Raw genomic sequence first — 19,012 nt, forward strand, 5'->3', positions numbered from 1 at the left:
CAGAAGGAAGGACCGTGGGAGGAGTCGAGGCGGTGCGGGTCGTCGGATCAGCTCAGCTGCATCCCCTCCGCTGGGATCTCCTCGACGGCGGCAGCGTGTGCGATAGGCAGCCCCCATCGCTCGCGTGCCGTGTCCACCGCGAGCTGGGCTTGCCGTGCACCGGGCGGGCCCCAGCCCAGGAGGGCGGCTGCCTGGGCGGGGCTGGCGAGGAGGCGGGCGAAGGGGCGTCCGGTGGCGGGGTCGACGGCTGCCGGCCCGATGGCGGTGACGCGAGCGGCCAGGCGAAGGCGGGCGTTGGGTCCCACGCCGCCGTAGACCTCGCCGGTTTCGTCCAGCACCCAGCCCAGTCGCACCGGATCGGCCAGGGTGAGCTGCCCTTCTTCGGCGGCTTCGCGGTGCAGGGTGTTCTCGGCCGTCGCGTCGGTGGCCTCCACGGTGCCGCCGGGCAGCATCGGGAGTGCGCCTTGTGGGCCGGGATCGGCCACGACGACCACTCGGCCGTCGGGGACGAAGCACCACGCCCAGGCTTGCTGCACGGGCAGGTGCTCGGGAACGGGTTCGTGATGGAGCGGGCTGTCCCATAAGGGGCGGTAGCGGACGTGGACGTCGTGCCGGTCCAGCGCCGGGGCACCAATGATGTGCCGGCCATCGGCCAGGTGCGCGGTGGCGGTGTTCCCGAGCCGGGCGCGGTAGGCGGCGAGCATGATCTGCCCGTCCACCGGGCGCAGCCGCCGTACCGCGTCCCGGGTCTCCAGGAAGGCGTACTCGGACAACTCTTCGCGCGGCAGACGGATCGTCTCGACCTGGTCGGGGGCGAGGGTTCCCCCGTCGAAGACGAACCGAACCTCGCCGGGGCAGTGTGTGCCGGACTGAAGGTCGGGGTGGTGCGGGGAGAGGGAGTGAACGGCGAGCACGGCCGACAGCTGTAGATCCAGGCCCAGTTCTTCGGTGATCTCGCGTCGGCAGGTGACGTGCGGGTGCTCGCCGGGTTCGACGACGCCTCCGGGTAGCAGCCACGAGCTGTCCGTGCGGTAGGTGGGGTGTACCAGGAGGACCCGGCCGACCTCGTCGGTGATGATCGCGGCGGCGCCGAGCCACGCCGCGTGCCGGGATGCTGCGGACTGAGCTTCGGACGGGCCGATACGCGGCGTGGCGTGACCCGGCGGGGGGATGCGGGAGGGCACGTTGCTCTGCCTTTCTCGACGGTGGGCGGGCGGGTGTGCAAGCGCACGGCATTGATCAGGAGGGAACGCAGCTTTTAGGGCCGGTGGGCAGAACGGCGCTTGCGGGCACGCTCGGCCAGCTCACGGTGATGCGGGTGTGCTTCTTGGTGAATACGTGCGGTTCGTGGTCCGTGTCCGCCGGGGCACACTCGGCTGCTTTGCGGGCGGTGATCAGGGGGAATCGGGCACGGCGGTGGTTGCGCTGCCATTGCTCGACCTGCGCGGCCATCTCGCGTGCAGGGAGGTGCCCTTGGGCGCCGTAGCCGTGGACGACGAACTCGTACAGGCCCGTGCCGTCGTCCCCGTCGCCGACGCGCTCGTGGGCAAGCCGGGCGAGGGAGGTCCCGCGGACGATAGCGGCGGCGGGCCAGTGCGGGGGCGGTGGGTTGAGGATCTGGTGGCCGCTGTCGGGGTCAACTTCCAGGCGGCAGAAGCCGGGCAGGGCGCCGGCGAGGTAGAGCTGGAGGAGGTCGAAGGGTTCCTGGCCCCCGACGGTGACGCCGGTGCGGGTGACGGTCGGCTCGCGGGTAAGGGCGGGGGTGAGTTGGTCCACGGGCAGCGGCGTGCCGTCTTCCCAGGAAAGGTGGACTCCGGTGCCGGGCACGGTGCGGCTGTTGCGGTTCCAGGCGCCGTCCCCCTGCATGGCGACGAAGCCGCAGACGACGAGCGGCTCGTCACTGTGCAGGGCCCCTTTTGCCTTGGTGAAGCCGATGGCCCAGTGGTAGCCGTGCAGGCGCAGCGGCGCGATGAGACGGCCGCCTTCTGCCAGCGCGCCGATCCAGGGCAGGTCCCAGGCGTCGACGGTGACCACGATGGCGTCGAATCCGCCCTCGGGCACCACACCGGTCGGCAGGTGCTCGGCGTCCGCGGTAACCACGCTGACCCGGTCGTATCCGGCCTCGGGCAGGAAGCTGGTGGCTCTCTCGGTGACGGCCGGGTCGATGTCGAGGGTGGTGACGTGACCGGTGGGACCGACGAGTTCGGCGAGGAGGGCGGCGTTGTAGCCGCCGGATCCGATCTCCAGTACGCGGTGGCCCGGCTGGATGCGGGCGGCTTCGAGCATGTCGGCCTGCAGCCAGGGCGCGGAAATGGAGCTGGTGACGGCGCCGTCGCCATTGTGGCGGGTGGCGACGATGTCGTTGGCGTACGCCGCTTGCACGGAGACGCCGGGAGCGAAGGTGTGCCGGGGCACGGTGCGGAAGGCGTGCTCGACAGCGGCGGAGCGGATGTGGTTGCCGTCGAGGAGCTGCTCGACGAGCTGGTGGCGCAGCTCGCTCGCGTCGCTGATCTCGGTGGCCGGCGAAGTGGTCACGGAATTCCTTCCGGTGCTGGTGGGGCGGAGTCGGACGTGCAGAGAGGTGTCGAGGGCGGCCTTGCGTCTCTGCCTGGCGGACCGGGGCCTCGCGTGCTCGGGGTGATCAGGAGGTGTCGCCGCTCATCCGGCGCTGCAGTACCCACAGGGTTCGGAACAGGCCGGGCTGCTGAGTGAGCTGGGCATAGGTGCCTTCCTGGACGATCCGCCCTTCGTCCAGGACCACGATCCGGTCGGCTACGGCGACGTTGGTGAGACGGTGGGTGATCAGCAGGATGGCGCGGTCCTTGGCCAGCTCCCGCAGGCCGGCGAAGATCCGGTGCTCGGCTCGGGCGTCGAGGGCGGCCGTGGGTTCGTCCATCACCAGCAGTGCCGCCTGCCGGTGGAACGCGCGGGTGAGGACCAGGCGTTGCCACTGTCCGCCGGAGAGCTGCTGGCCGCCGAACCACTCGCTGGTCAGTAGGGTGTTCAGCCCGGAGCGCAGGCCCGGCAGCATCTCTGCGGCGCCGGATGCCTCGCAGGCGGCGAGCAGGGCCGCGTCGCTGGTGTCACCCTGTCCGAAGGTGATGTTGTCGCGCATGGTCAGCGGCAGGTACGTGAACTTCTGCGGCACCAGAGCGACGTGTTCCCACGATGCCCACGGGTCGAGTTCCGCGGTGGAGGCGTGGTCCCAGGCCACGGCGCCTTCGGTGGGAAGCAGCAGTCCGCACAACAAGCGCGAGAGGGTCGTCTTCCCGGAGCCGTTCTCCCCGACCAGCGCCACGATCTCCCCGCGCCTTACGTGCAGGGAGACGTTGCTCAGGCTGTCCTTGGGTGCGCCGTCGTAGCGGTAGGAGACGTCGCGGACCTCGAAGCGCTCCGGTGCGGTGAGGACGGGCGCGGTGCCACGGGAGTCAGACATGGCCTGGCCGTGGGCGTTGTCGAGGAAGTTCTGCCAGTCCTGGACGTACCAGCCAGTGCGCACCAGGCGGGCACCGCCGTTGATGATGCCGCGTACCGAGCCGGTTGCGGTCTGGAGAGCGAAGACGGCGCCGCCTCCGGCGGCGAGGCTCATCCTTCCGGAGGCCAGGAGCCACAGCAGCGCCGCCCACACTGCAGTGGAGGCGATCCCGCCGGCCACTGAACCGGCCAGTCCCATCCAGGCGCCGGTGTTCGCGGCCGTGCGTTCGGCGGCGTTGACCGAGGCGGCCAGCCGCCTGTAGCGGGCGATCAGGAAGGGGCCGGCCAGGCAGGCGCGCATCTCCTCGCTGGACTCCTGGTATGCCATGTGCCAGCGCAGTTTGCCCAGCATCCGGCGTCGGCCGGAGGTCTCAAGCCCGGCGAGGTAGATCACGCGGGCCGAGCGGACATAGGCGGCGGCCTGCGGCAGGCAGGCGAGGAAGAGAAGGGGCAGAAGCAGGGGGTCCAGGACGGTCAGGACGGTGGCGCCGGCGGCGAGCGTGGCGGTCGCCGCAAGGACGTCCTGGGCCTCCTCGACGAGGTCGGGGGTGACCTGGGCACCGCGGTCGGCGATGTCGTAGGCGTCGTTGTAGCCAGGCTTGTTGTTCGCGGCCAGCTCGGCTCCGAGCGCGGCCTCGATCATCGTCAACTCGGCGGCCCGTCCGAGGACCGGGCGCAGCCGGCCGGTCAGCCAGACCACGGTGATGCCCAGGAGCGCACGCAGACCGGCGGCTCCGGCGATCACGGCCAGCTGCGGGGCGGCGTCCCACAGCCGCTCGGTGATGTCGCCGGACGAGATCAGCGCGTTGATGGTGCCCGTGACGGCCAGGAGGCCGAGGGCTGCGAGGACCCCCGTGGCGGTCTGGCACACCAGCAGCCCGATGGTCGCCCCGCGATCCACGTGCCAGGCCATCTGAACCGAGCGCCGCACGAGCGAGGGCAGACGTCGAGCCATGGTGCGGGAGGTCAGCAGGGAGCCGGCCTGGAGCCGGGATGCGTCGCGGTAGAGGTACTCCTCCTCTCGAACACCGGCCCCTGGGGCTTCGTCGTCCGGCGCGGTTCCCTTTTCCGGTCGCGGCGGCTGGTCCTGCGTGATGGCCGAGGTCATCGTTCCCCCTAGGACGTTCGCGTCGGCAGAGTCGTGAGGTCTAACGACGCGGCTGCGATATCGAACACACGTCATTCGGTCGTGCTGCGGAGCCCGCTATCTCCTGCATCCGGCGACCCCGTGGACGCGAGATCCCTGGTCTGGCTTGGAGCGGCTGCGGGCAGGAAATGGCCGAAACGCCGATGCCCACCGCATTACCGGTGTCGGTCGGTGAGCCGGCCGGGTCCACGCCCCTATCCGGGTGCCGGTTCGGCCTGCAGCAGCTGTTCCAGCTGGTTCTCGGCGTGATCGACTGCGCACGTCAGAGCCTCGTGGTGGTCGGCGGACAGGGCGCCGGATCCCAGTCCGGCTGCGGCGGTCACCGCGTTCAGTACGTCTTTCGCTTTGTCGTCCAAAGCGGTGGCGGCGACGGGGTGGCGCAGGACCTCTCGGGCGGAGTAGGCGTCGAGGCGTGCCGCGGCGGCAAGAGCGCAGGCGAGTGAGCCGGCATGCGGCCCGCTGCCGTCGACATCGAGAGCGGCCAGGCCCGCCCGGGTCTGGAATGCCGCGTACGAGGGTTCGGGGTCGGCGAGGAGCGCGGCGGCTGAACGCTGAACTTGGTCGGGGTCGGCGGGCGGAAGGTGTGCCGGGTCGGGGCGGCAGTGGGCGCGCAGGAGGTCGGCGACGTGGTTCTCCCACGGCTCGGTGGGCTGGGTGGTGTCGATCAGGTCGCGGGCCTGCTGGTCCAGGTCTTGCTCCATGAGGGCCATGATCTTGATCTGGCGGCCGTCGAGGAGGCGGTTGCCGATGCCGCGATGCTGGGCCATGGCGTCGGCGGCCTCGGTCCAGCGCCCGATCTGGGCGAGGGCGCGGGCGCCGTCGACGAGGACGCTGATGTACAGCTCGTGGCACACCGTGCGGTGGTCCTCTTCCGTGGCGGTGAGGGCCGAGAGGTCGACGATGTGGCCGTCGATGTCGGTCTTGTTTCGGTGTCGGGCCGCGTCGTTGAGGCAGTGCAGCAAGCTGTAGGCGAGTTCGCCGTGGCCGGCGCGGGTCTCCAGCCGGGAGAGGTTGACCAGTGGCATCAGCGACATGATGGCGATCCGGCCGCTGAGGCGTCCGGCGTCGGCGAAGACCTGGTGCTGGCGCCAGCACAGCTCCTGGGCCAGATCGGGCAGGTCGACGTCGGAGGCGATCAGTGCGGCGTAGTTGAGGACCCCGCAGGCGCGGGCCACCAGGTCGTAGTGGCTCGCACCTGCGGGCGCGACGGTCAGCCCGGTGAGGTGGTGGATGCGCTCCTCCAGGGGGAGCGCGGGCGCCTTGGTGCGGCGGACCAGGGGGATGCGGCTGGCTATCGCGGGGATCATCGGCTCAGCCCTTGCGCGCCCAGTCGACGACGAGTCGGCTGTAGGGCTTGTCGATGACGAAGCGCGGGTCGTTGGCCGTCAGCCGGTCGCGTGACTCGGCGGTGGCCATCCGGAATCCCGGTGCGGGGGCGTCGTTGCCGCCGCTGGCGTCCCAGGCGCGGATCTCGTCCACGACGCGCTCGGCGAGGCCGCGGCCCGCTTCGCCGTGGCCGATCACGCCGACCTCCCAGTACCTGCCGTTCTCGTCTTCGCCCTCGCGGATGGTCAGGTACGCGAGTGATGCGCCGTCGAGGGCGGCCATGGAGCCCCAGCCGAAGTGCGGGGTGAACCCGAGGCGCTGGCCCGGCAGGCGGGACAGGCCGTTGGGCAGCACGCAGGCCAGGTACAGGTACAGCCACTCCCACGCGGATCCCTGCCGGAACTTCACCCCGGTGTACAGCTTGGTCTGCTGCTCGTCGAGGACGGTCCGCAGGGCGTCGCGGTCGACGTCCTGCTCGCTGAACGTCTCCAGGCGCACGTTGCCCTCACCGGCCATCGGGACGAGGGTGTACACGTCGTCGCAGACGCCCTTGCGCAGCGGGACGAAGGTGGCCATCTCGCAGGAGACGGTCTTCCATGTGTCCCCGTCGCGTTCGAAGGCGAAGGAGCGGGAGATGCTGCCGCGGATCCGCATCGGCAGGACCAGGCGCCCGCCGGGGGCGAGTTGTTCGAGGATCTTGGCCGGGACGTCGCCCGCGCCGACCGTGAACTGGATGCGGTCGTAGGGGGCGTGTTCGGGCAGCCCGGCCGCGCCGTCCGCCATCACCGCGGTGGCGTTGTCGATGCCGGCCTCGGCGAGGTGCTTGCTCGCGCCGGCGACGAGGTCCTTGTCGACGTCCAGGGTCCACACCTGCCCGCCGGGGGAGACGATCTTGCCGAGGAGGGCGGCGTTGTAGCCGGTGGCCGCTCCGGCTTCCAGGACCTTGTGGCCGGGCAGGGCCCCGAGCTGTTCGAGCTGGGTGGCGACGACGGACGGCGCGGAGATGCAGGAGATCATCTCTCCGTGCTCGTCGTGCTTGATCGGTACCGCGTCCTCCTTGTACGCGCGCTCCAGGTCGACGCCGGGCAGGAAGGCATGCCGGTCGGTGGTGCGGAATGCGTCGATGGCCTCCTGGCTGCGCAGGTGGCCGCTGTCGACGAGCCGTTGGGCGAGGGCTTCGCGCAGCTGGGCGGGGTCGGTTACTGGTGTCACGGTGGTCTCCATTCGAGGGAGGTTAGGGTCCGCCGGGGCGGACTTGCGGTGGGACACGTCGCCTTCTGAGGTGGAGAAGGCGACGTGACGGCCGAGCCACGCGGTCGCGGCCTGCGCTTCGACAGGCACGCCCGCGCGGTTGAACGCGAAGATCGCGTGGTGGGCGAGGACGCCCCGGATCCCGCGTATCAGCCGGCCGTCGGCGGCGAGTCGGCGCAGCTGGGAGCCGGCGTCCTCGAACGCGGCGACGCGCTCGGCCCAGCCCGCTTCCGGATCGGGGCGCAGAGTGGCGTCCGCGTTCATGAGCCGACGCATCGCGGAGACGGCCTTGTCCAGGGCGGGCCCTCGGGGAGGGGTGACGGGGTGGCGCAGGGCGGCCCACTGGTCGTAGACGTCTCCGGCTTCGAACGGGTCCAGCCCCGCCGCGCGGATCATGGTGGACAGCAGCATCACCGCGCGCTCGCGGGCGCCAGGGGCACCGGTCTCGGCGAGCGCGGCCGGGCTGTCGGCGCAGAACACGCCGTGCGCGACCTTCATGCCCTCGGGGCCGCCGAACGCATGGGTCTCCGGCTCGTAGATCCCGCCCGTCCAGCCAGTGAGCACACCGTCGGAAACGAGTTGGTTCAGCAGGTTGGTGGCGGGCTGCTCGGTGCGCAGGCGCACACCGGCGTCCTTGCGCAGGAAGTGGAAACGGCGGCCGGACAGTGCGGTGGCCAAGACCCGCGCGGCGTCCTTGTGTGGCTGGGGGAAGGCCACGGAGGCGTGCCACCAACCGGTGTCCGGGGAAAGGGGCAGGTGCTCGTCGTCGAAGGCCATGGTCGGGGAACTCCTTGAAGGGGCGGGGTCAGGTGAGCAGCAGGGCGCGGGCCCAGCCGGAGGTGGCGGCGTGATGCAGGGCGAGTTGGGCACCGGCCCGGCCTTCCAGGAAGCCTGGTTTGTGCAGGTGCTCCCAGTCGGTGGCCAGCCGCCGGCGCAAGTCGCGGACGATGGGGGCGAAGCGTGCGGGGTCGGGGCTGTCTGCGGCGACCGCGCGGGTCAGGGTCAGCAGGCCGGCCCAGCCGTGGCAGAGCGTCGAGTCGGTGATCCGGGCGAGCTGTTGCGGGTCGGTCAGGATGGTCGTGACCGTGTCCTCGGCTGCTCGGCGGCGTTCGGTGTCTTCGAGGGCGAGCGCGGCGAGCTGCTGCGCGCGGGCGATGCCGGGCTGGCCGTAGCACCAGGACTGGCGGGCCGGCCCCGCCTGCGGCGGCTGGTCGTCGCCCAGGTGGGCCGCGGCGGACCAGTAGTGGGTGCCGTGTCGGTCGAGCCAGGTCGCGAACGTGCTGATGGCTTCCTCCTGGCCGGGGACGCTGACGCCTTCGCGTAGGGCGAGGGAGAGTACGGACAGGGGCCCGGCGATGCCGTGGGCCATGCCGTTGTTGCCGTGCCCGCCGGCCATCTCCTTGCCGTCAGGGCCGAGCGCCGACCACCACCCCGGAATCATCCGGCTACCGCCGCGCGCGGGGCGGGCGAGACTGACGAGGCAGCAGAGCACATCGGGGAGCCGGGGTGCGACGGGGCGGCGGGACAGCAGCAGCGCCGCGAGCCCGGTCAGACCTCGGATGAGATCCCATTCGGCGAGATGAGGTAGCGCGCCGGTTGCGTGGCGGTGGTGGGCGGCGGCGAGCCGGGCGTCCACGACGTGGTCGACGGCCGCTCGGACGTCGTCGCCGGCACCGTGGGTGCGAGCCAGGACGAACTCCAAGGCGGGGGCGCCGTGGAAGAGGCTGGCGTTGCTGCCGGTGCTCACGCCCTGGGCGGTGGCCCGGGTGAGGTGGCGACGCGCCGTGGACAGGTCTCGGCGCTCGATGTGGAGCAGGGCCATGCCGAGGGCGCCCTCGGACAGGTCCTGTGTGCGGGGGACGGTCGTGGTGGTCATGAGCGCCTGGCCAGGGGGATCACGATGCTGTGGGCTCGGCCGCCGATCCACCCGTCGGCATCGGGCGGCGGCGCGTCGTGCAGGGTGGCGATACCGATGGGGCTGGCGTCCAGGTGCGCCCGGAGCAGGTCCAGGTCGACGTCGCGGGTGAGATCGAGCGGAAGCTGCTGGTCGTCCTCTGCCAGCAGAACCTGTTGCGGCACCCGGAATCGTGCCCGCCAGGCGTGGAGTTGCTCTGTCCACTGGTGCAGTGGCGCGGTGCGGGCAGGCAGTGCGCGACTGCGGATCTTCCACCGGGCGGTGGTGAGGATGGTTCGCCGGTAGGTGAGGGCCGGCGTGAAGGGCAGGGCCCAGGCTGCGCCCCAGTCGAACCAGGTCACCTGCGGCGATGCCGCGCGGCTGATCTCGCCGAGGAAGCGCGCCATCGGCGGGGTGTAGTTGTTCCACAGGAAGTTGACGGCGGTGGGCGCCAGCAGCTCCAGCGGCTTGCCTGTGGCGGTCTCCACCAGCTGGGGTCGGCCGTCGGCGGCGGTGACCGACAGGTCGCGGGGGAAGAGAACGGTCGGGGCGGGGTGCCGGAATTCGCCGACGCTGACGACGCGGGGCAGGGCCTGCGGCGCGCGGGTGAGCAGGTCGGCCGGTACCCGCCCGGCGTGGAAGGAGAGCTGCGCGAGTTCCGCCGTCGGATCGACGGTGGGCAGGGTCGCGTACGCCGTCTCGGTGCCGGGGAACAGGTGCCAGAACCGGCCGGTCATCGATCCGGCCGAGCGGGAGACGGTCAGCACTCGCAGCCGGAAGTCCCCGCGGTCCAGGGCAGGTACGGAGGAGGCATGGAGCTCGGCGGCAAGTTCGAGGTGGGGCGCCAAGCCGTGGGGCTTGTCGCCGGCCGCTGCTTCCAGTTCCTCGATCATCGTCCCGGTCAGTGCGACGGTGCGGCTGCCTTCGACGGCGGCGGTGCCGGCCAGCTCCAGCAGCCGCCGGTCGCGCCGGGACATCGGCCGGGGCGGCTCACTCGCCGTGAGGAACCCGTCTGGGAAGCCCACACCCCGGTCCGGATCCGTGGCCACGTCCACCGGCACCATGTGGTGCTCGCCGTAGCGCTCGCTGAAGCGCTCGATCCATCGCTGCCACGTCGGGGTGCCGGTCGGGTGGTTGGCCAGGCGCGCGAGGACGGTCGCCGCGGTCTCCACTTCCGTGAGCACGGGCGCGGGCAGCCGCACGTCGGCATCGAGCCGCAGGTCGCGCGCGGTCGGCAACCTGGCCGCCCGAACACGCGCCGCAGGCGGCAAGACCTCGGTGGGGTCGGCGACGGTGGCCGGTGCGCGAAGCGACGAGCGCAGCAGCCGTACCCGGAGCAGTTCACCGAGCAGCCGGTCGCGTGCGGTGGCGCTTACGTCGGGGAATTCCGCGGCTAGCTTGTCGGACAACTGGCGGTACCCGATCGGTGATCGGGCCAGGTCGAGGACGAGACGCAGTGCGGGGTTCATAGTGAGGCGGAACGAGGCGTCGCCCTCGGAGGGCACGTGGATGTGCTGGTCGCGCTGTCGGATCAGGTTGTTGACGCAGACCTCCACGTCGGCCATGCGCGCGGCGTCGCTCTCCCAGGCGGTGAGCATTTCCTCGAGCCCGGTCGGCTCGGGGCGGCCCACAGCCTTGTGCTCGTCACCGATGTGGACGGACGTGGTCTGGGCGAAGCCGAGCGGGGCGACGCCGGCGAAGAGACCGTAGGGGGTGGAGCGGCGGGCGTAACGGATCGCGTAGCGGGCGGTGGACAGCGCCGCCCGGCGCATCCGGCGTGCCTTCGGCGTGCGGCCGTCGATGATGGCCTGCACCTGGTCCGCCAGGTGAGGGCTTGCCTGCGACACGGCGCGCTGGAAGGCGGTGTCGGACCACACCGTGCGCAGCCACGCGCGCCACTCGCCAGTGGGCGCCGCGGTGTTCGGCCAGGGCGGCATGGCGGGCGCGGCCGTGTGGACCGCAGCGCGCAGCATGGCTTGTCCTGCGGCCTCGTACAGGCTGGGCCGGTGCCGTGTCATCAGTGCTTTCCTCACCTTCTGGGTGTGACGGGCGGGGGCGGGCCGGACGGGGAGAGCCCCGTCCGGCCCGCGCTGCCGGGGTGTCCCCGCTTACGAGGTGGTGCAGGCGCTGGGGCAGGAGCTGCCGCAGTTGTCGCCCGTGCCGCACATCAGGGCCGTCTCGGTCGCCGGCGTGCCCTCGATGAAGGTGATGTCGAGCCCGAACGGGTCGTCGTCGTTCTTCACGAGGTCGGCCTGCGCGGGAGCGGTCGGCCTCTCGGTCTGGATGGCGGTCATGTCTGCCTCCTAGGGAGTGGTGGATGGTGCGGGATACCGGGGCCCGGTCAGGCCCCGGGGTCTGTTGCCGGACGGCGGCTGGCGGCGGAGCCGCTCGGCGCTCACGCGTCCGGAGTCGGTGGTGTTGCCGTCAGGCCGGGGCGGGCTGGGCCTACGGGTGTCTCTTGGCGGCCTCGTCCATTGCCCGGGTGAAGTGCTGAGCCTGCTCATCGCCCTCGGCCTCCTGGGCGCGGAGGTCTCCGAAGCGCTGCCAGTAGCGCCGGCAGACTTCGAAGTCCATGACCATGGCGGCGTAGAACGGCAGCTGTCCGTCCCGGATGCGGCCGAGGCAGTGGCGCAGGCTGAGGGCGCAGATGAGTCGGTTGGCCGACATGAGCTCCATGTACTCCTCGGCCTTCATGTCCTCGGGCTTCCACAGCTCGGCGAGGTCAGCGTCGGTGGACACCCGGCTCAGCCAGTCGAGCTGGTTGCGCGCGAGGAGCGCCTCGTTCCGCTCGGCCTGGTGTCGCGCGTCCTGCCTGAGCCGAGCGGCTCCGACCAGGGCGGTGGTGAGGGAGAGGGCAGCACCGGCAGCGACGACGGCGGCGGTGAGCTTCATCGGTCAACAGTCCTTTCTCAAAGCCAAGCCGCGGCCAGCAGGCCGCCTGGTGGAGAGCCCGGGGGTCCGGGTGTTCACGCGACCCCCGCGAGGACGACGGTCGGGGTTTCGTCGGCGCAACTGTCTGCCGCGTAGCGGCGGCGCACCGCCTTGAGAGCGAGAGCGATGGGAGGCAGGCCCACGGTGGCCCTGCGTGCGTCGACCGACGCCGGCGCGGTCAGCGGGCACAGCTCGATCCCGTCGGCGCTCAGCAGGAGCTGGGTCCCGTACTCCTGGTCGCGTCCGCTGGTGACGAGCGCGCGGTCGTGCAGGTGGGCCCAGTGCACAACCAGGGCGTCGCCGGCTCGGACCGCGCGACCGAGCAGGGTGGTGGCGGCGCGCTGGAAGGCGGGATCGTCGTCGCTGTGCAGGGCGATGCTCCAGGCGGCGCGGGCTCCGTCGGGGCCGACGAGACGATGGCCGGGCCAGTCGTGATCGGCCAGGATGCGGCCAAGGATCTTGGCGTTGGCGTGGTCGGTATGACGGCCCTGGCCCACCTGGACGGCGTCGAGCTGGTTGCGTACTCGTTTCGCCCGGTGGGCGGCCGACTGGGCTGCGCGGGCGATCAGTTCGCGGGTGAGGTCGGGGCGCTGGGGGACGGAGGTCGTCATGCGCTGCCCCGATCGTCCGGGGCCGTCTCCGGTGCGTGGACGCGGCAGGCGATGAGGGTGCTCAGTCCGGGCCGGTGCTCGGCGGCCAGTTCGAGGCGGGCGACTCGCTCACCCTCGCGTCCTGTCCCGGAACCCCGGATGACCCAGCCCATGTCGGTGAGCCGACGCAGAAGGGCGGCGATGGGGTCGGCATCCAGTGAGTGCCGAGCCAGGGCCTCGGCACGTACGGCGGGCAGGCCCTGCGAGGCGGCGAAGTCGGAGGCCCACAGGGTGACCAACCGCATGATGTCGTCGGGATGGTCAGGCAGGGTGTGGACGCAGCCGAGGAAGAGGCAAGGACCCTCGCCCCAGCCGAGGCCGGGGTCGCGCTCGGGGATCAGGCAGGCCAGCAGCTTCCCGTCCTCGAACAGCCCGGCCGGCTTCGCCTGCGGGTAACGGAAGAGGGCCGGGACGTCGGCTTGCGCGGGCACGGAAAGCCTGCGCATGGCGAGCCAGCGCTGGCGGTCCTGAACGAGGGCGGCGGCCTCCTCGCGCTCGGCGTCCGTGCGTAACGTGCGCATCTCGTACACAGCGGCCAAGGGCGGCGTGGTGAAGGGTGGCGCGGTTGGCCGGCCCTGGTGGGTCGTGGAGGCCGGGTGCCCGTTCACTGGCTCGCTCCGACGCGCGCCGGTTCGGCCGTCAGCAGGTTCCATCCGTGCGCCAGGATGACCAGCTGGGTGGTGTCCTTGGCGCCCGCATCGGCGAGCAGCTGGTCGAGCGCGGCGCGCAGGTCGGCGGGGGCGAGCTTGGCGGCGAGGGCGACGTCGCGGGGGTCGCTGTGCTCGGCGACGGCTCGCACAAGCAGCAGATCCTCGGGGCTGAACTGCGGCGCCGGCCGGTCGGCCGTGGGAACGGCCGCCTGCTGGGTGGCGAACAGGCGGTGCACGATCACCGGGGGCTTGCAGCGCGGCGGGCAGTGAAGGCTCTCGCGGATGTCGCGCATGTACTGGCGGACGGTTTCGGCCGACAGCCCGGTCTGTGCGCCGATCTCCTTCGGCGCGAGGCCGCGTGTCAGGTGCTGGGCGACGCGCAGCAGGGTCGGCGTCAGCGGGGTGATGGGTGCGCTGGTTGTTTTGGACGGGGTCACGATGGCTCTTTCTCGGCTTGGTTGCGCGGTCACCGGGGGAGGTGCCGCCGGTCCCCGCGGGGGACGGGGGCCGGCGGCACGGGCCCGTGCGCGGCGGTGCGGATTCACGGGGTGCCGCGCACGGGGGTCTAGGCGGCGGTCGGATCGGGGCGGGCCCAAGCGGCCTCGGCTGCCAGGCGTTCGGACCACTGGACGTGGTCCTCGTCGAAGGCGGCGTCCGCCAGGCGTATTCGCTGTACTTCGCCGGTGCCAGCCGGTGGGTAGGTGTGCTGGATGTCGCGCCAGAAGCGCTGGAGGACGTACGCGCCGTCGAGGGCGTGGGCGCCGTGCAGTTCCATGGCGTCCTGGGCGGACTGCGCGGCCCACTGGTGGCCGAGGTACTTGGAGTTGATCAGGTCGGCGTCGCAGGGCAGGCCCTGGTCGAGAAGGTGCACCGCCTGGTAGGCGAGTATCCGGCCGGCACGCAGGCGGGCCTCCATGGCGCCGATGCGGTCCCGCAGAACGGGCAGGTCGGACAGGGTGCCCCGGTAGCGGGGGCGGGTCTTGAGCCGCGTGGTGGTGGTGTCCACGACGGCCTCGTGGATGCCGAGGCTGACGGCGGCCAGGTTGGATCGGCCGTACAGGATGCTGCTGCTCTGGGCCACGGCCAGGCCCTGGCCGACTTCGCCGACCATGGCGTCCTCGGGAACGCGAACGTGGTCGAGGTCGAGGCGGCCGGCGGAGAAGCCGTGCAGGCCGAGAGCGGCCTGGTGGCCGGGGACGGACAGGCCGGGGCGGTCGGCTTCGACCATGAACGCGGTCAGCGCCTGGGAGGTGCTCATGCCGGGCCCGGCGGTGCGGGCGACGACGAGGTGGGCGCCGGCGAGGTGGCTGTTGCCGATGTGGATCTTGCTGCCGGTGATCACCCACTCGTGGCCGGCGCGTTCGGCGGTGGTCGCCATGCCGCCGATGTGTCCGCCGGCGAGCGGTTCCGTCACGGCGATCGACAGCAGCAGGGAACCGTCCGCGAGCCGGGGCAGCCAGCGGCCCTTCTGCTCGTAGGTGGCGAAGTGGAGGAGGGCGCCGACGGGGATCAGGGTCGCCTGCAGGATGGCCGCGGCAGCCGCTGAGACCCGCGCGATGCGGTGGATCAGGATGGTCCTGGCCACGTGGCCGGCGTCCAGCCCGCCGAAGGCGGCCGGGACGGTGACGGCGAACCAGCCCCGCGCGGCCATCAGGTCGGCGGCCTTGCGCTCCACTTTGCCCGGGGCGGCCTCCATCCGTGCAGCGCGCGGCGCGATGTGTTCGGCCGCGAAGGCGTCCGCTTCCTGCCACAGCAGGTCGTGGCGGGCGGTGAGGTAGGGACGCAGCGAAGGCGGCGGTGCGGTGGGTGTGGCGGACATGGTCTCCCTCTCCCTGGGTGAAGGTCGCAACGCGGAGCGGGTGGGGGGAACGGGTCAGCGGGCGGGGGCGCGGGCGATGTGGTCCATCACCTGCGCACTGGCGTTGATGACGATGTCCCGCAGCCGGCGGGCTTCGGCCAGGGGCCGCTTCTCGGGGTCGATGACGCACACCGTGCCCAGCACGGTGCCGCTGGCGTGGATGAGCGGGGCGCCGAAGTAGGAGCGGATCCCGACGGCGTCGACCACCGCGTTGCCGCTGAAGCGCGGGGACGCGTGCACGTCGTGCAGCGGCAGTGCCTTCCGGCGCGCCATGACCTCCGGGCACCAGCCGTGATCGCGGCTCATGGTGCGGCCGACGATGACGAACCCGCTGTCCGCGGGCGGCTGGTGCAGCCCGACGAAGGTCTGCTCCTCCAGGAACAGGTTGACGAACCCGTACAGGAACCCGGCCTGTGTGGCCATGTTCTGGGCCAGGTCGTCGAAGTCCTCGTCGGCCGTGGTGGGAACGCCCAGGCGGTGCAGCAGTTCGTAGCGCTGCGCCAGCTCTGGCGCCTGCTGGGCTGACTGGCTGGGGAGGGCGGTGTCCGGCGGGGTGAAGGGGCCGCGTGCGGCCTCCCGCATGTCGCGTCGCGGAAGAGACTGCGCGGGCGGTGCGGCCTGCGGCGTGCGGTAGGGGTGCTGGGACATCAGGCTTCCTGGAGGGTGGTGGGTGCGGGGTAACCGCGCCCGGCGGAGGTGCGGGTCTCGGCGTGGCCGACGAGGGTGAGAAGGACGCCGGCGACGTGGTTGTGGTCGCGGGCGTCGCAGGCGACCACCGGTACCGATGCGGGGAGTTCGAGGGCGGTGCGCACCTGTTCGGAGTGGTAGCGGTGGGCGCCGTCGAAGTGGTTGACGGCGACGACGAAGGGCAGACCGATGTCCTCGAAGAAGCTGACGGGGGTGAAGCTGCTCTCCAGACGGCGGGTGTCGACCAGGACGACCGCTCCGACGGCGCCGCGGGCCAGTTCGTACCAGAGGTCGACGAACCGGTCCTGGCCCGGCGTGCCGAACAAGAACAGCTCTAGGGGCATGGGCGCGTCGGGCAGGCTCAGGCGGCCGAAGTCGAAGGCGACCGTGGTGGTCCGCTTGGTTTCCAGGCCGGCCAGGCTGTCCACGTCTGCGCTGGCCTCGGTCAGGTACTCCTCGGTGCTCAGCGGCGTGATCTCGCTGACGGCGCCCACGGCGGTGGTCTTGCCCGCGCCGAAGCCCCCGGCGATCAGGATTTTCAGCACGATCGGCGCGGTGCCGGCGGGCGGGGGCGGTGAAGGACGCAGGAGCACGCGGGAGTCATCCGGCCTGGGGGTAGCGGGTGGCATGGGGGAACTTCCTCTTCAGGCCGGCGGAAACGGCCGCCAGCAGCTGGGTGGAGGGGCGACCCGTATCCGAGTCCGAGTCGGATGCGGCATAGGGGGCGGTGACGGGGACGACCAGGGCTTCGGCGTCCAGCAGGTCGGAGACGAGGACCTTGACGGCGGTGACCGGTCGGCCGAGGCGGCCCGCCAGTTCGGTCACCGACCGTCGGTGTGCCCGGCACAGTGCGAGGATCTCCGCGCACTCCTCGGCCTGTGCCGGGCCGGGCCGGCCCGACCCCGCTTCCAGCACCGTGTCCAGACCGAGCAGATGCCTGGGCTTGGTGCGCCCGCGCGTCAGGGTGTAGGTCCGCACGAACGTCGATTCCTCGGCCGCGCGGTCGTCCCAGGTCACCGGACGTCGCCGCTCGTGCCGACCCGGACGGGAATCGCCATGTACGGGGCGAACTTCGACACGAGGCGACCCATCTCGAAGCCCACGGAGCCCACGTCGGCGTCCGTGGTGGCGACGACGGCGAGGATCGTCTCCACCTCACCGCGCTCGGCGCCGGGGGTCTTGTCGAAGGCGGCGCTGCGTCCAGCGCTCTGGACGAAGTAGAGGCAGTCGTCCCGCTCGATGATGACCTGCCGGGCCGGCCGCTTCTGGTGGCTGGGGCCGGTGATGTTCGAGGCGAGAGAGGCGACGCCGCTGATGGCGGCCGACAGCTCGTCCGCCCAGTCCTTGTCCACGTCGCTGTCCAGCAGACGCAGCCCGTCCCGCGACAGCAGGACGGCGTGCGTGACGCCCGGGGTGTCGTCGGCGAACTGACGCAGCAACCAGGCCATGTTGTCCCGCTGGCCGCTCGGGCTGCTCTCGGACGCGGACACGCCGGTCACGGTGCCGGTCTCGTGGTGGGTGCTCATAGGGATCGCTCCAGAAGGGGGGAAGGGCCCGACGCGTGGGAGTGGGCCTGCAGGAAGGGGGGCCGTGCATGGTTCAGGGGTTGGGGTGCTCGTCCGGAGCAGGGCGAGAGGGGGTGGTGCCGCCGGCCTGGATGCCGGAACGGAAGGCGGCGGCCAGCCCCGGCGTTGGCGCGGCCACGGGCGCTTGCTCGCGGGGTGGTCGGAACGCGCCGGCCTGACGGGTGCGGGTTGGCAGGGCGGGCGCGCTCCCCGGATGACCTGCCGCCGCGAGGTTTGGTGTGCCGGGGGGACCGGGGCGGGCGGCCTGGCCTGGAGAAGGGGCTGCGGTGGTCTGCCGCACCGGCGGAAGGGCGGACCGAGGCTGCTCCGCGGGCATGCCGGCGTCCTCGACGGGGGGAATCGCGACGAGGAGTCGCCCGGGGATGACGACGAGGGCGGTGGTGCCTCCGGTTGCGTTCTCCTGCAGCACGACGGAGAAACCGTGCGATTCGGCGATCTTCGCCGCGACCAGCAGCCCGAGCTGCCCGGCCCGCACCTGGCCGCTCACGTCGACCTCGCTCGGCGCCTTCAGGAGGTGGTTCATCTGTGCCCGCGTCTGCGGTTGCATGGGCATGGCCCGGTCCTCGACCTCGACCGCCAGTCCGTTCGCCACCCGCTGCGCACGCACCATCACCTTCGTCGCCGGGTCAGAGCTCTCACAGGCGTTCTCGATCAGCTCTGCCAGCAGGTGAGTGAGGTCCGGACCCACATGGCCGGGAAGGCCGAGCTCGGCGCCTACCGACCCGGCGGCGACGGCCACGCGCGGATACTGCACGACCTCGGAGACCGCACCGCGCAGCGTGGTGGTGACGGGCACGGGCTGACGTGTGCTGCGCAGGGACTGCCCGCCCAGCACCGCCGTGCTCTCCACCTGACGCCGCATCCGCGTCACGAGGTGATCGATCTCGAAGATCTTGGCCAGCAGCTCCGGGTCGTCGGTCAGCATCTCCAGCCGACTCAGCGCCTGGAGTGCCTTGCCGACCAGGGCGTGCTCGCGCATGGCCAGGCGGCGCAGCACTTCCAGCAGGACGACGGACTGAGACTCGTCGTGAACGCGTATCAGGGAGGCGATGGCCTGCACCTGCAGTGCACCCAGCGCGTTGTTGATGCCGTCGTTCGCGCCGGCCGGTGGCGGCGTCTGGGGGGCCTGCAGCGTGGGGCGCCCGCCGCGGCACAGCTCGTCCGCCGACCACTGCACCGACTTCTCGACGGCCGCCGCCGCCTCCGCCACCCTCGCCAGCGCCGCTGCCCGAGCCCCCTCCACGGCCGTCTGCGCTGCTGCCTGGGCTTCCTCTGCTGCCGTCTGCACAGCTTGGGCGAAGGCGCGTGCCTGGCGAGCCGCGATGGCGGCGACCCCACCCAGCCCGCAGACCAGACCGGTCAGGAGCCAGCCGGGGCCCACCGCGGAGAGCGACCGGAGGGCGAAGGCTGCTACCAGCAACGTGCCGAGGAGTACCAGGGGCACGGCCACGGCGCGGCGGGCACGGTGCAGCGTGATCGCGTCGACCGGAGGCCGCCGTCTGCGGTGGTCGGTGGCGGCCGGCCGTGCCGGGAAGGCGCTGTCAGGCATGAGGATCCT

The 19,012-nt window shown here is 71.9% G+C and carries 18 protein-coding genes; all 18 read right to left on the reverse strand.

All coding sequences use genetic code 11. The features are described 5' to 3' along the window. Nucleotides 1-47 precede the first annotated feature (47 nt). The 18 genes from G3I41_RS37665 to G3I41_RS14975 all read right to left on the reverse strand — a co-directional run bounded on the left by G3I41_RS37665 (nucleotide 48) and on the right by G3I41_RS14975 (nucleotide 19,003). The gene (locus G3I41_RS37665) at nucleotides 48-1,184 is read right to left on the reverse strand and encodes an NUDIX hydrolase (RefSeq protein WP_343242128.1); all 1,137 of its coding nucleotides are present in this window, start codon (nucleotides 1,182-1,184) and stop codon (nucleotides 48-50) included. 55 nt (nucleotides 1,185-1,239) lie between these two features. Further along, the gene (gene fxlM, locus G3I41_RS14895) at nucleotides 1,240-2,535 is read right to left on the reverse strand and encodes a methyltransferase, FxLD system (RefSeq protein WP_164400681.1); all 1,296 of its coding nucleotides are present in this window, start codon (nucleotides 2,533-2,535) and stop codon (nucleotides 1,240-1,242) included. A gap of 106 nt (nucleotides 2,536-2,641) precedes the next feature. Beyond that, nucleotides 2,642-4,582 carry an ABC transporter ATP-binding protein gene (locus tag G3I41_RS14900; protein WP_164400682.1) on the reverse strand — a complete coding sequence of 647 codons (1,941 nt, stop codon included), beginning with the start codon at nucleotides 4,580-4,582 and terminating at the stop codon, nucleotides 2,642-2,644. 233 nt (nucleotides 4,583-4,815) lie between these two features. Then, on the reverse strand, nucleotides 4,816-5,928 hold the full coding sequence (locus tag G3I41_RS14905) for a hypothetical protein (protein WP_164400683.1): 1,113 nt from the start codon (nucleotides 5,926-5,928) through the stop codon (nucleotides 4,816-4,818). Between the two features lie 4 nt (nucleotides 5,929-5,932). Continuing rightward, nucleotides 5,933-7,975: a methyltransferase, FxLD system gene (fxlM, locus tag G3I41_RS14910; RefSeq protein ID WP_164400684.1), complete on the reverse strand. Its 2,043-nt coding sequence runs from the start codon at nucleotides 7,973-7,975 to the stop codon at nucleotides 5,933-5,935. A 28-nt stretch (nucleotides 7,976-8,003) separates the two neighbouring features. Further along, entirely contained in the window at nucleotides 8,004-9,074 is a 1,071-nt protein-coding gene (locus G3I41_RS14915; protein WP_164400685.1) for a lanthionine synthetase C family protein, read from the reverse strand. Further along, nucleotides 9,071-11,110, reverse strand: a complete 2,040-nt coding sequence (locus G3I41_RS14920) for a lantibiotic dehydratase family protein (RefSeq protein ID WP_239081631.1) — start codon at nucleotides 11,108-11,110, stop codon at nucleotides 9,071-9,073. Before G3I41_RS14920 ends, G3I41_RS14915 begins: the two co-directional genes overlap by 4 nt. A 90-nt stretch (nucleotides 11,111-11,200) precedes the next feature. After that, a complete protein-coding gene (locus G3I41_RS14925; RefSeq protein ID WP_164247210.1) occupies nucleotides 11,201-11,386 on the reverse strand; it encodes an FxLD family lanthipeptide in 186 nt (61 codons plus the stop codon). Nucleotides 11,387-11,537: 151 nt separating this feature from the next. Next, entirely contained in the window at nucleotides 11,538-11,984 is a 447-nt protein-coding gene (locus tag G3I41_RS14930; RefSeq protein WP_164400686.1) for a DUF6082 family protein, read from the reverse strand. A gap of 74 nt (nucleotides 11,985-12,058) precedes the next feature. After that, on the reverse strand, nucleotides 12,059-12,634 hold the full coding sequence (locus G3I41_RS14935) for a DUF6624 domain-containing protein (RefSeq protein ID WP_164400687.1): 576 nt from the start codon (nucleotides 12,632-12,634) through the stop codon (nucleotides 12,059-12,061). Further along, the gene (locus tag G3I41_RS14940) at nucleotides 12,631-13,194 is read right to left on the reverse strand and encodes a hypothetical protein (RefSeq protein WP_203601065.1); all 564 of its coding nucleotides are present in this window, start codon (nucleotides 13,192-13,194) and stop codon (nucleotides 12,631-12,633) included. The genes G3I41_RS14935 and G3I41_RS14940 overlap by 4 nt, the downstream gene beginning before the upstream one ends. Nucleotides 13,195-13,277: 83 nt before the next feature. Then, nucleotides 13,278-13,760, reverse strand: a complete 483-nt coding sequence (locus G3I41_RS14945; RefSeq protein WP_343242129.1) for a DNA-binding protein — start codon at nucleotides 13,758-13,760, stop codon at nucleotides 13,278-13,280. A gap of 128 nt (nucleotides 13,761-13,888) precedes the next feature. Further along, complete coding sequence (locus G3I41_RS14950) at nucleotides 13,889-15,142, reverse strand: acyl-CoA dehydrogenase (protein ID WP_164400689.1); 1,254 nt, start codon at nucleotides 15,140-15,142, stop codon at nucleotides 13,889-13,891. Between the two features lie 54 nt (nucleotides 15,143-15,196). Further along, nucleotides 15,197-15,829 carry a GAF domain-containing protein gene (locus G3I41_RS14955; protein ID WP_164400690.1) on the reverse strand — a complete coding sequence of 211 codons (633 nt, stop codon included), beginning with the start codon at nucleotides 15,827-15,829 and terminating at the stop codon, nucleotides 15,197-15,199. Next, entirely contained in the window at nucleotides 15,829-16,413 is a 585-nt protein-coding gene (locus tag G3I41_RS14960; protein WP_343242130.1) for an ATP/GTP-binding protein, read from the reverse strand. Before G3I41_RS14960 ends, G3I41_RS14955 begins: the two co-directional genes overlap by 1 nt. Before the next feature lie 55 nt (nucleotides 16,414-16,468). Next, nucleotides 16,469-16,885: a DUF742 domain-containing protein gene (locus G3I41_RS14965; RefSeq protein WP_164400691.1), complete on the reverse strand. Its 417-nt coding sequence runs from the start codon at nucleotides 16,883-16,885 to the stop codon at nucleotides 16,469-16,471. Beyond that, the gene (locus G3I41_RS14970) at nucleotides 16,882-17,394 is read right to left on the reverse strand and encodes a roadblock/LC7 domain-containing protein (RefSeq protein ID WP_164400692.1); all 513 of its coding nucleotides are present in this window, start codon (nucleotides 17,392-17,394) and stop codon (nucleotides 16,882-16,884) included. Before G3I41_RS14970 ends, G3I41_RS14965 begins: the two co-directional genes overlap by 4 nt. Nucleotides 17,395-17,467: 73 nt before the next feature. Beyond that, on the reverse strand, nucleotides 17,468-19,003 hold the full coding sequence (locus G3I41_RS14975; RefSeq protein WP_203601067.1) for an ATP-binding protein: 1,536 nt from the start codon (nucleotides 19,001-19,003) through the stop codon (nucleotides 17,468-17,470). Nucleotides 19,004-19,012 lie beyond the last annotated feature (9 nt).

It is taken from the genome of Streptomyces sp. SID9727 (genome assembly GCF_010550605.1).
GTDB lineage: Bacteria > Actinomycetota > Actinomycetes > Streptomycetales > Streptomycetaceae > Streptomyces.

Coding starts and splice junctions, on each gene's coding strand:
- G3I41_RS14900 (WP_164400682.1), bottom strand. CDS start 4,582: ATGACCTCGGCCATCACGCAGGACCAGCCGCCGCGACCGGAAAAGGGA.
- G3I41_RS14940 (WP_203601065.1), bottom strand. CDS start 13,194: ATGCGCACGTTACGCACGGACGCCGAGCGCGAGGAGGCCGCCGCCCTC.
- G3I41_RS14970 (WP_164400692.1), bottom strand. CDS start 17,394: ATGAGCACCCACCACGAGACCGGCACCGTGACCGGCGTGTCCGCGTCC.
- G3I41_RS14915 (WP_164400685.1), bottom strand. CDS start 9,074: ATGACCACCACGACCGTCCCCCGCACACAGGACCTGTCCGAGGGCGCC.
- G3I41_RS14935 (WP_164400687.1), bottom strand. CDS start 12,634: ATGACGACCTCCGTCCCCCAGCGCCCCGACCTCACCCGCGAACTGATC.
- G3I41_RS14955 (WP_164400690.1), bottom strand. CDS start 15,829: ATGTCCCAGCACCCCTACCGCACGCCGCAGGCCGCACCGCCCGCGCAG.
- G3I41_RS14950 (WP_164400689.1), bottom strand. CDS start 15,142: ATGTCCGCCACACCCACCGCACCGCCGCCTTCGCTGCGTCCCTACCTC.
- G3I41_RS14930 (WP_164400686.1), bottom strand. CDS start 11,984: ATGAAGCTCACCGCCGCCGTCGTCGCTGCCGGTGCTGCCCTCTCCCTC.
- G3I41_RS14975 (WP_203601067.1), bottom strand. CDS start 19,003: ATGCCTGACAGCGCCTTCCCGGCACGGCCGGCCGCCACCGACCACCGC.
- G3I41_RS14920 (WP_239081631.1), bottom strand. CDS start 11,110: ATGACACGGCACCGGCCCAGCCTGTACGAGGCCGCAGGACAAGCCATG.
- G3I41_RS14905 (WP_164400683.1), bottom strand. CDS start 5,928: ATGATCCCCGCGATAGCCAGCCGCATCCCCCTGGTCCGCCGCACCAAG.
- fxlM (WP_164400684.1), bottom strand. CDS start 7,975: ATGGCCTTCGACGACGAGCACCTGCCCCTTTCCCCGGACACCGGTTGG.
- G3I41_RS14925 (WP_164247210.1), bottom strand. CDS start 11,386: ATGACCGCCATCCAGACCGAGAGGCCGACCGCTCCCGCGCAGGCCGAC.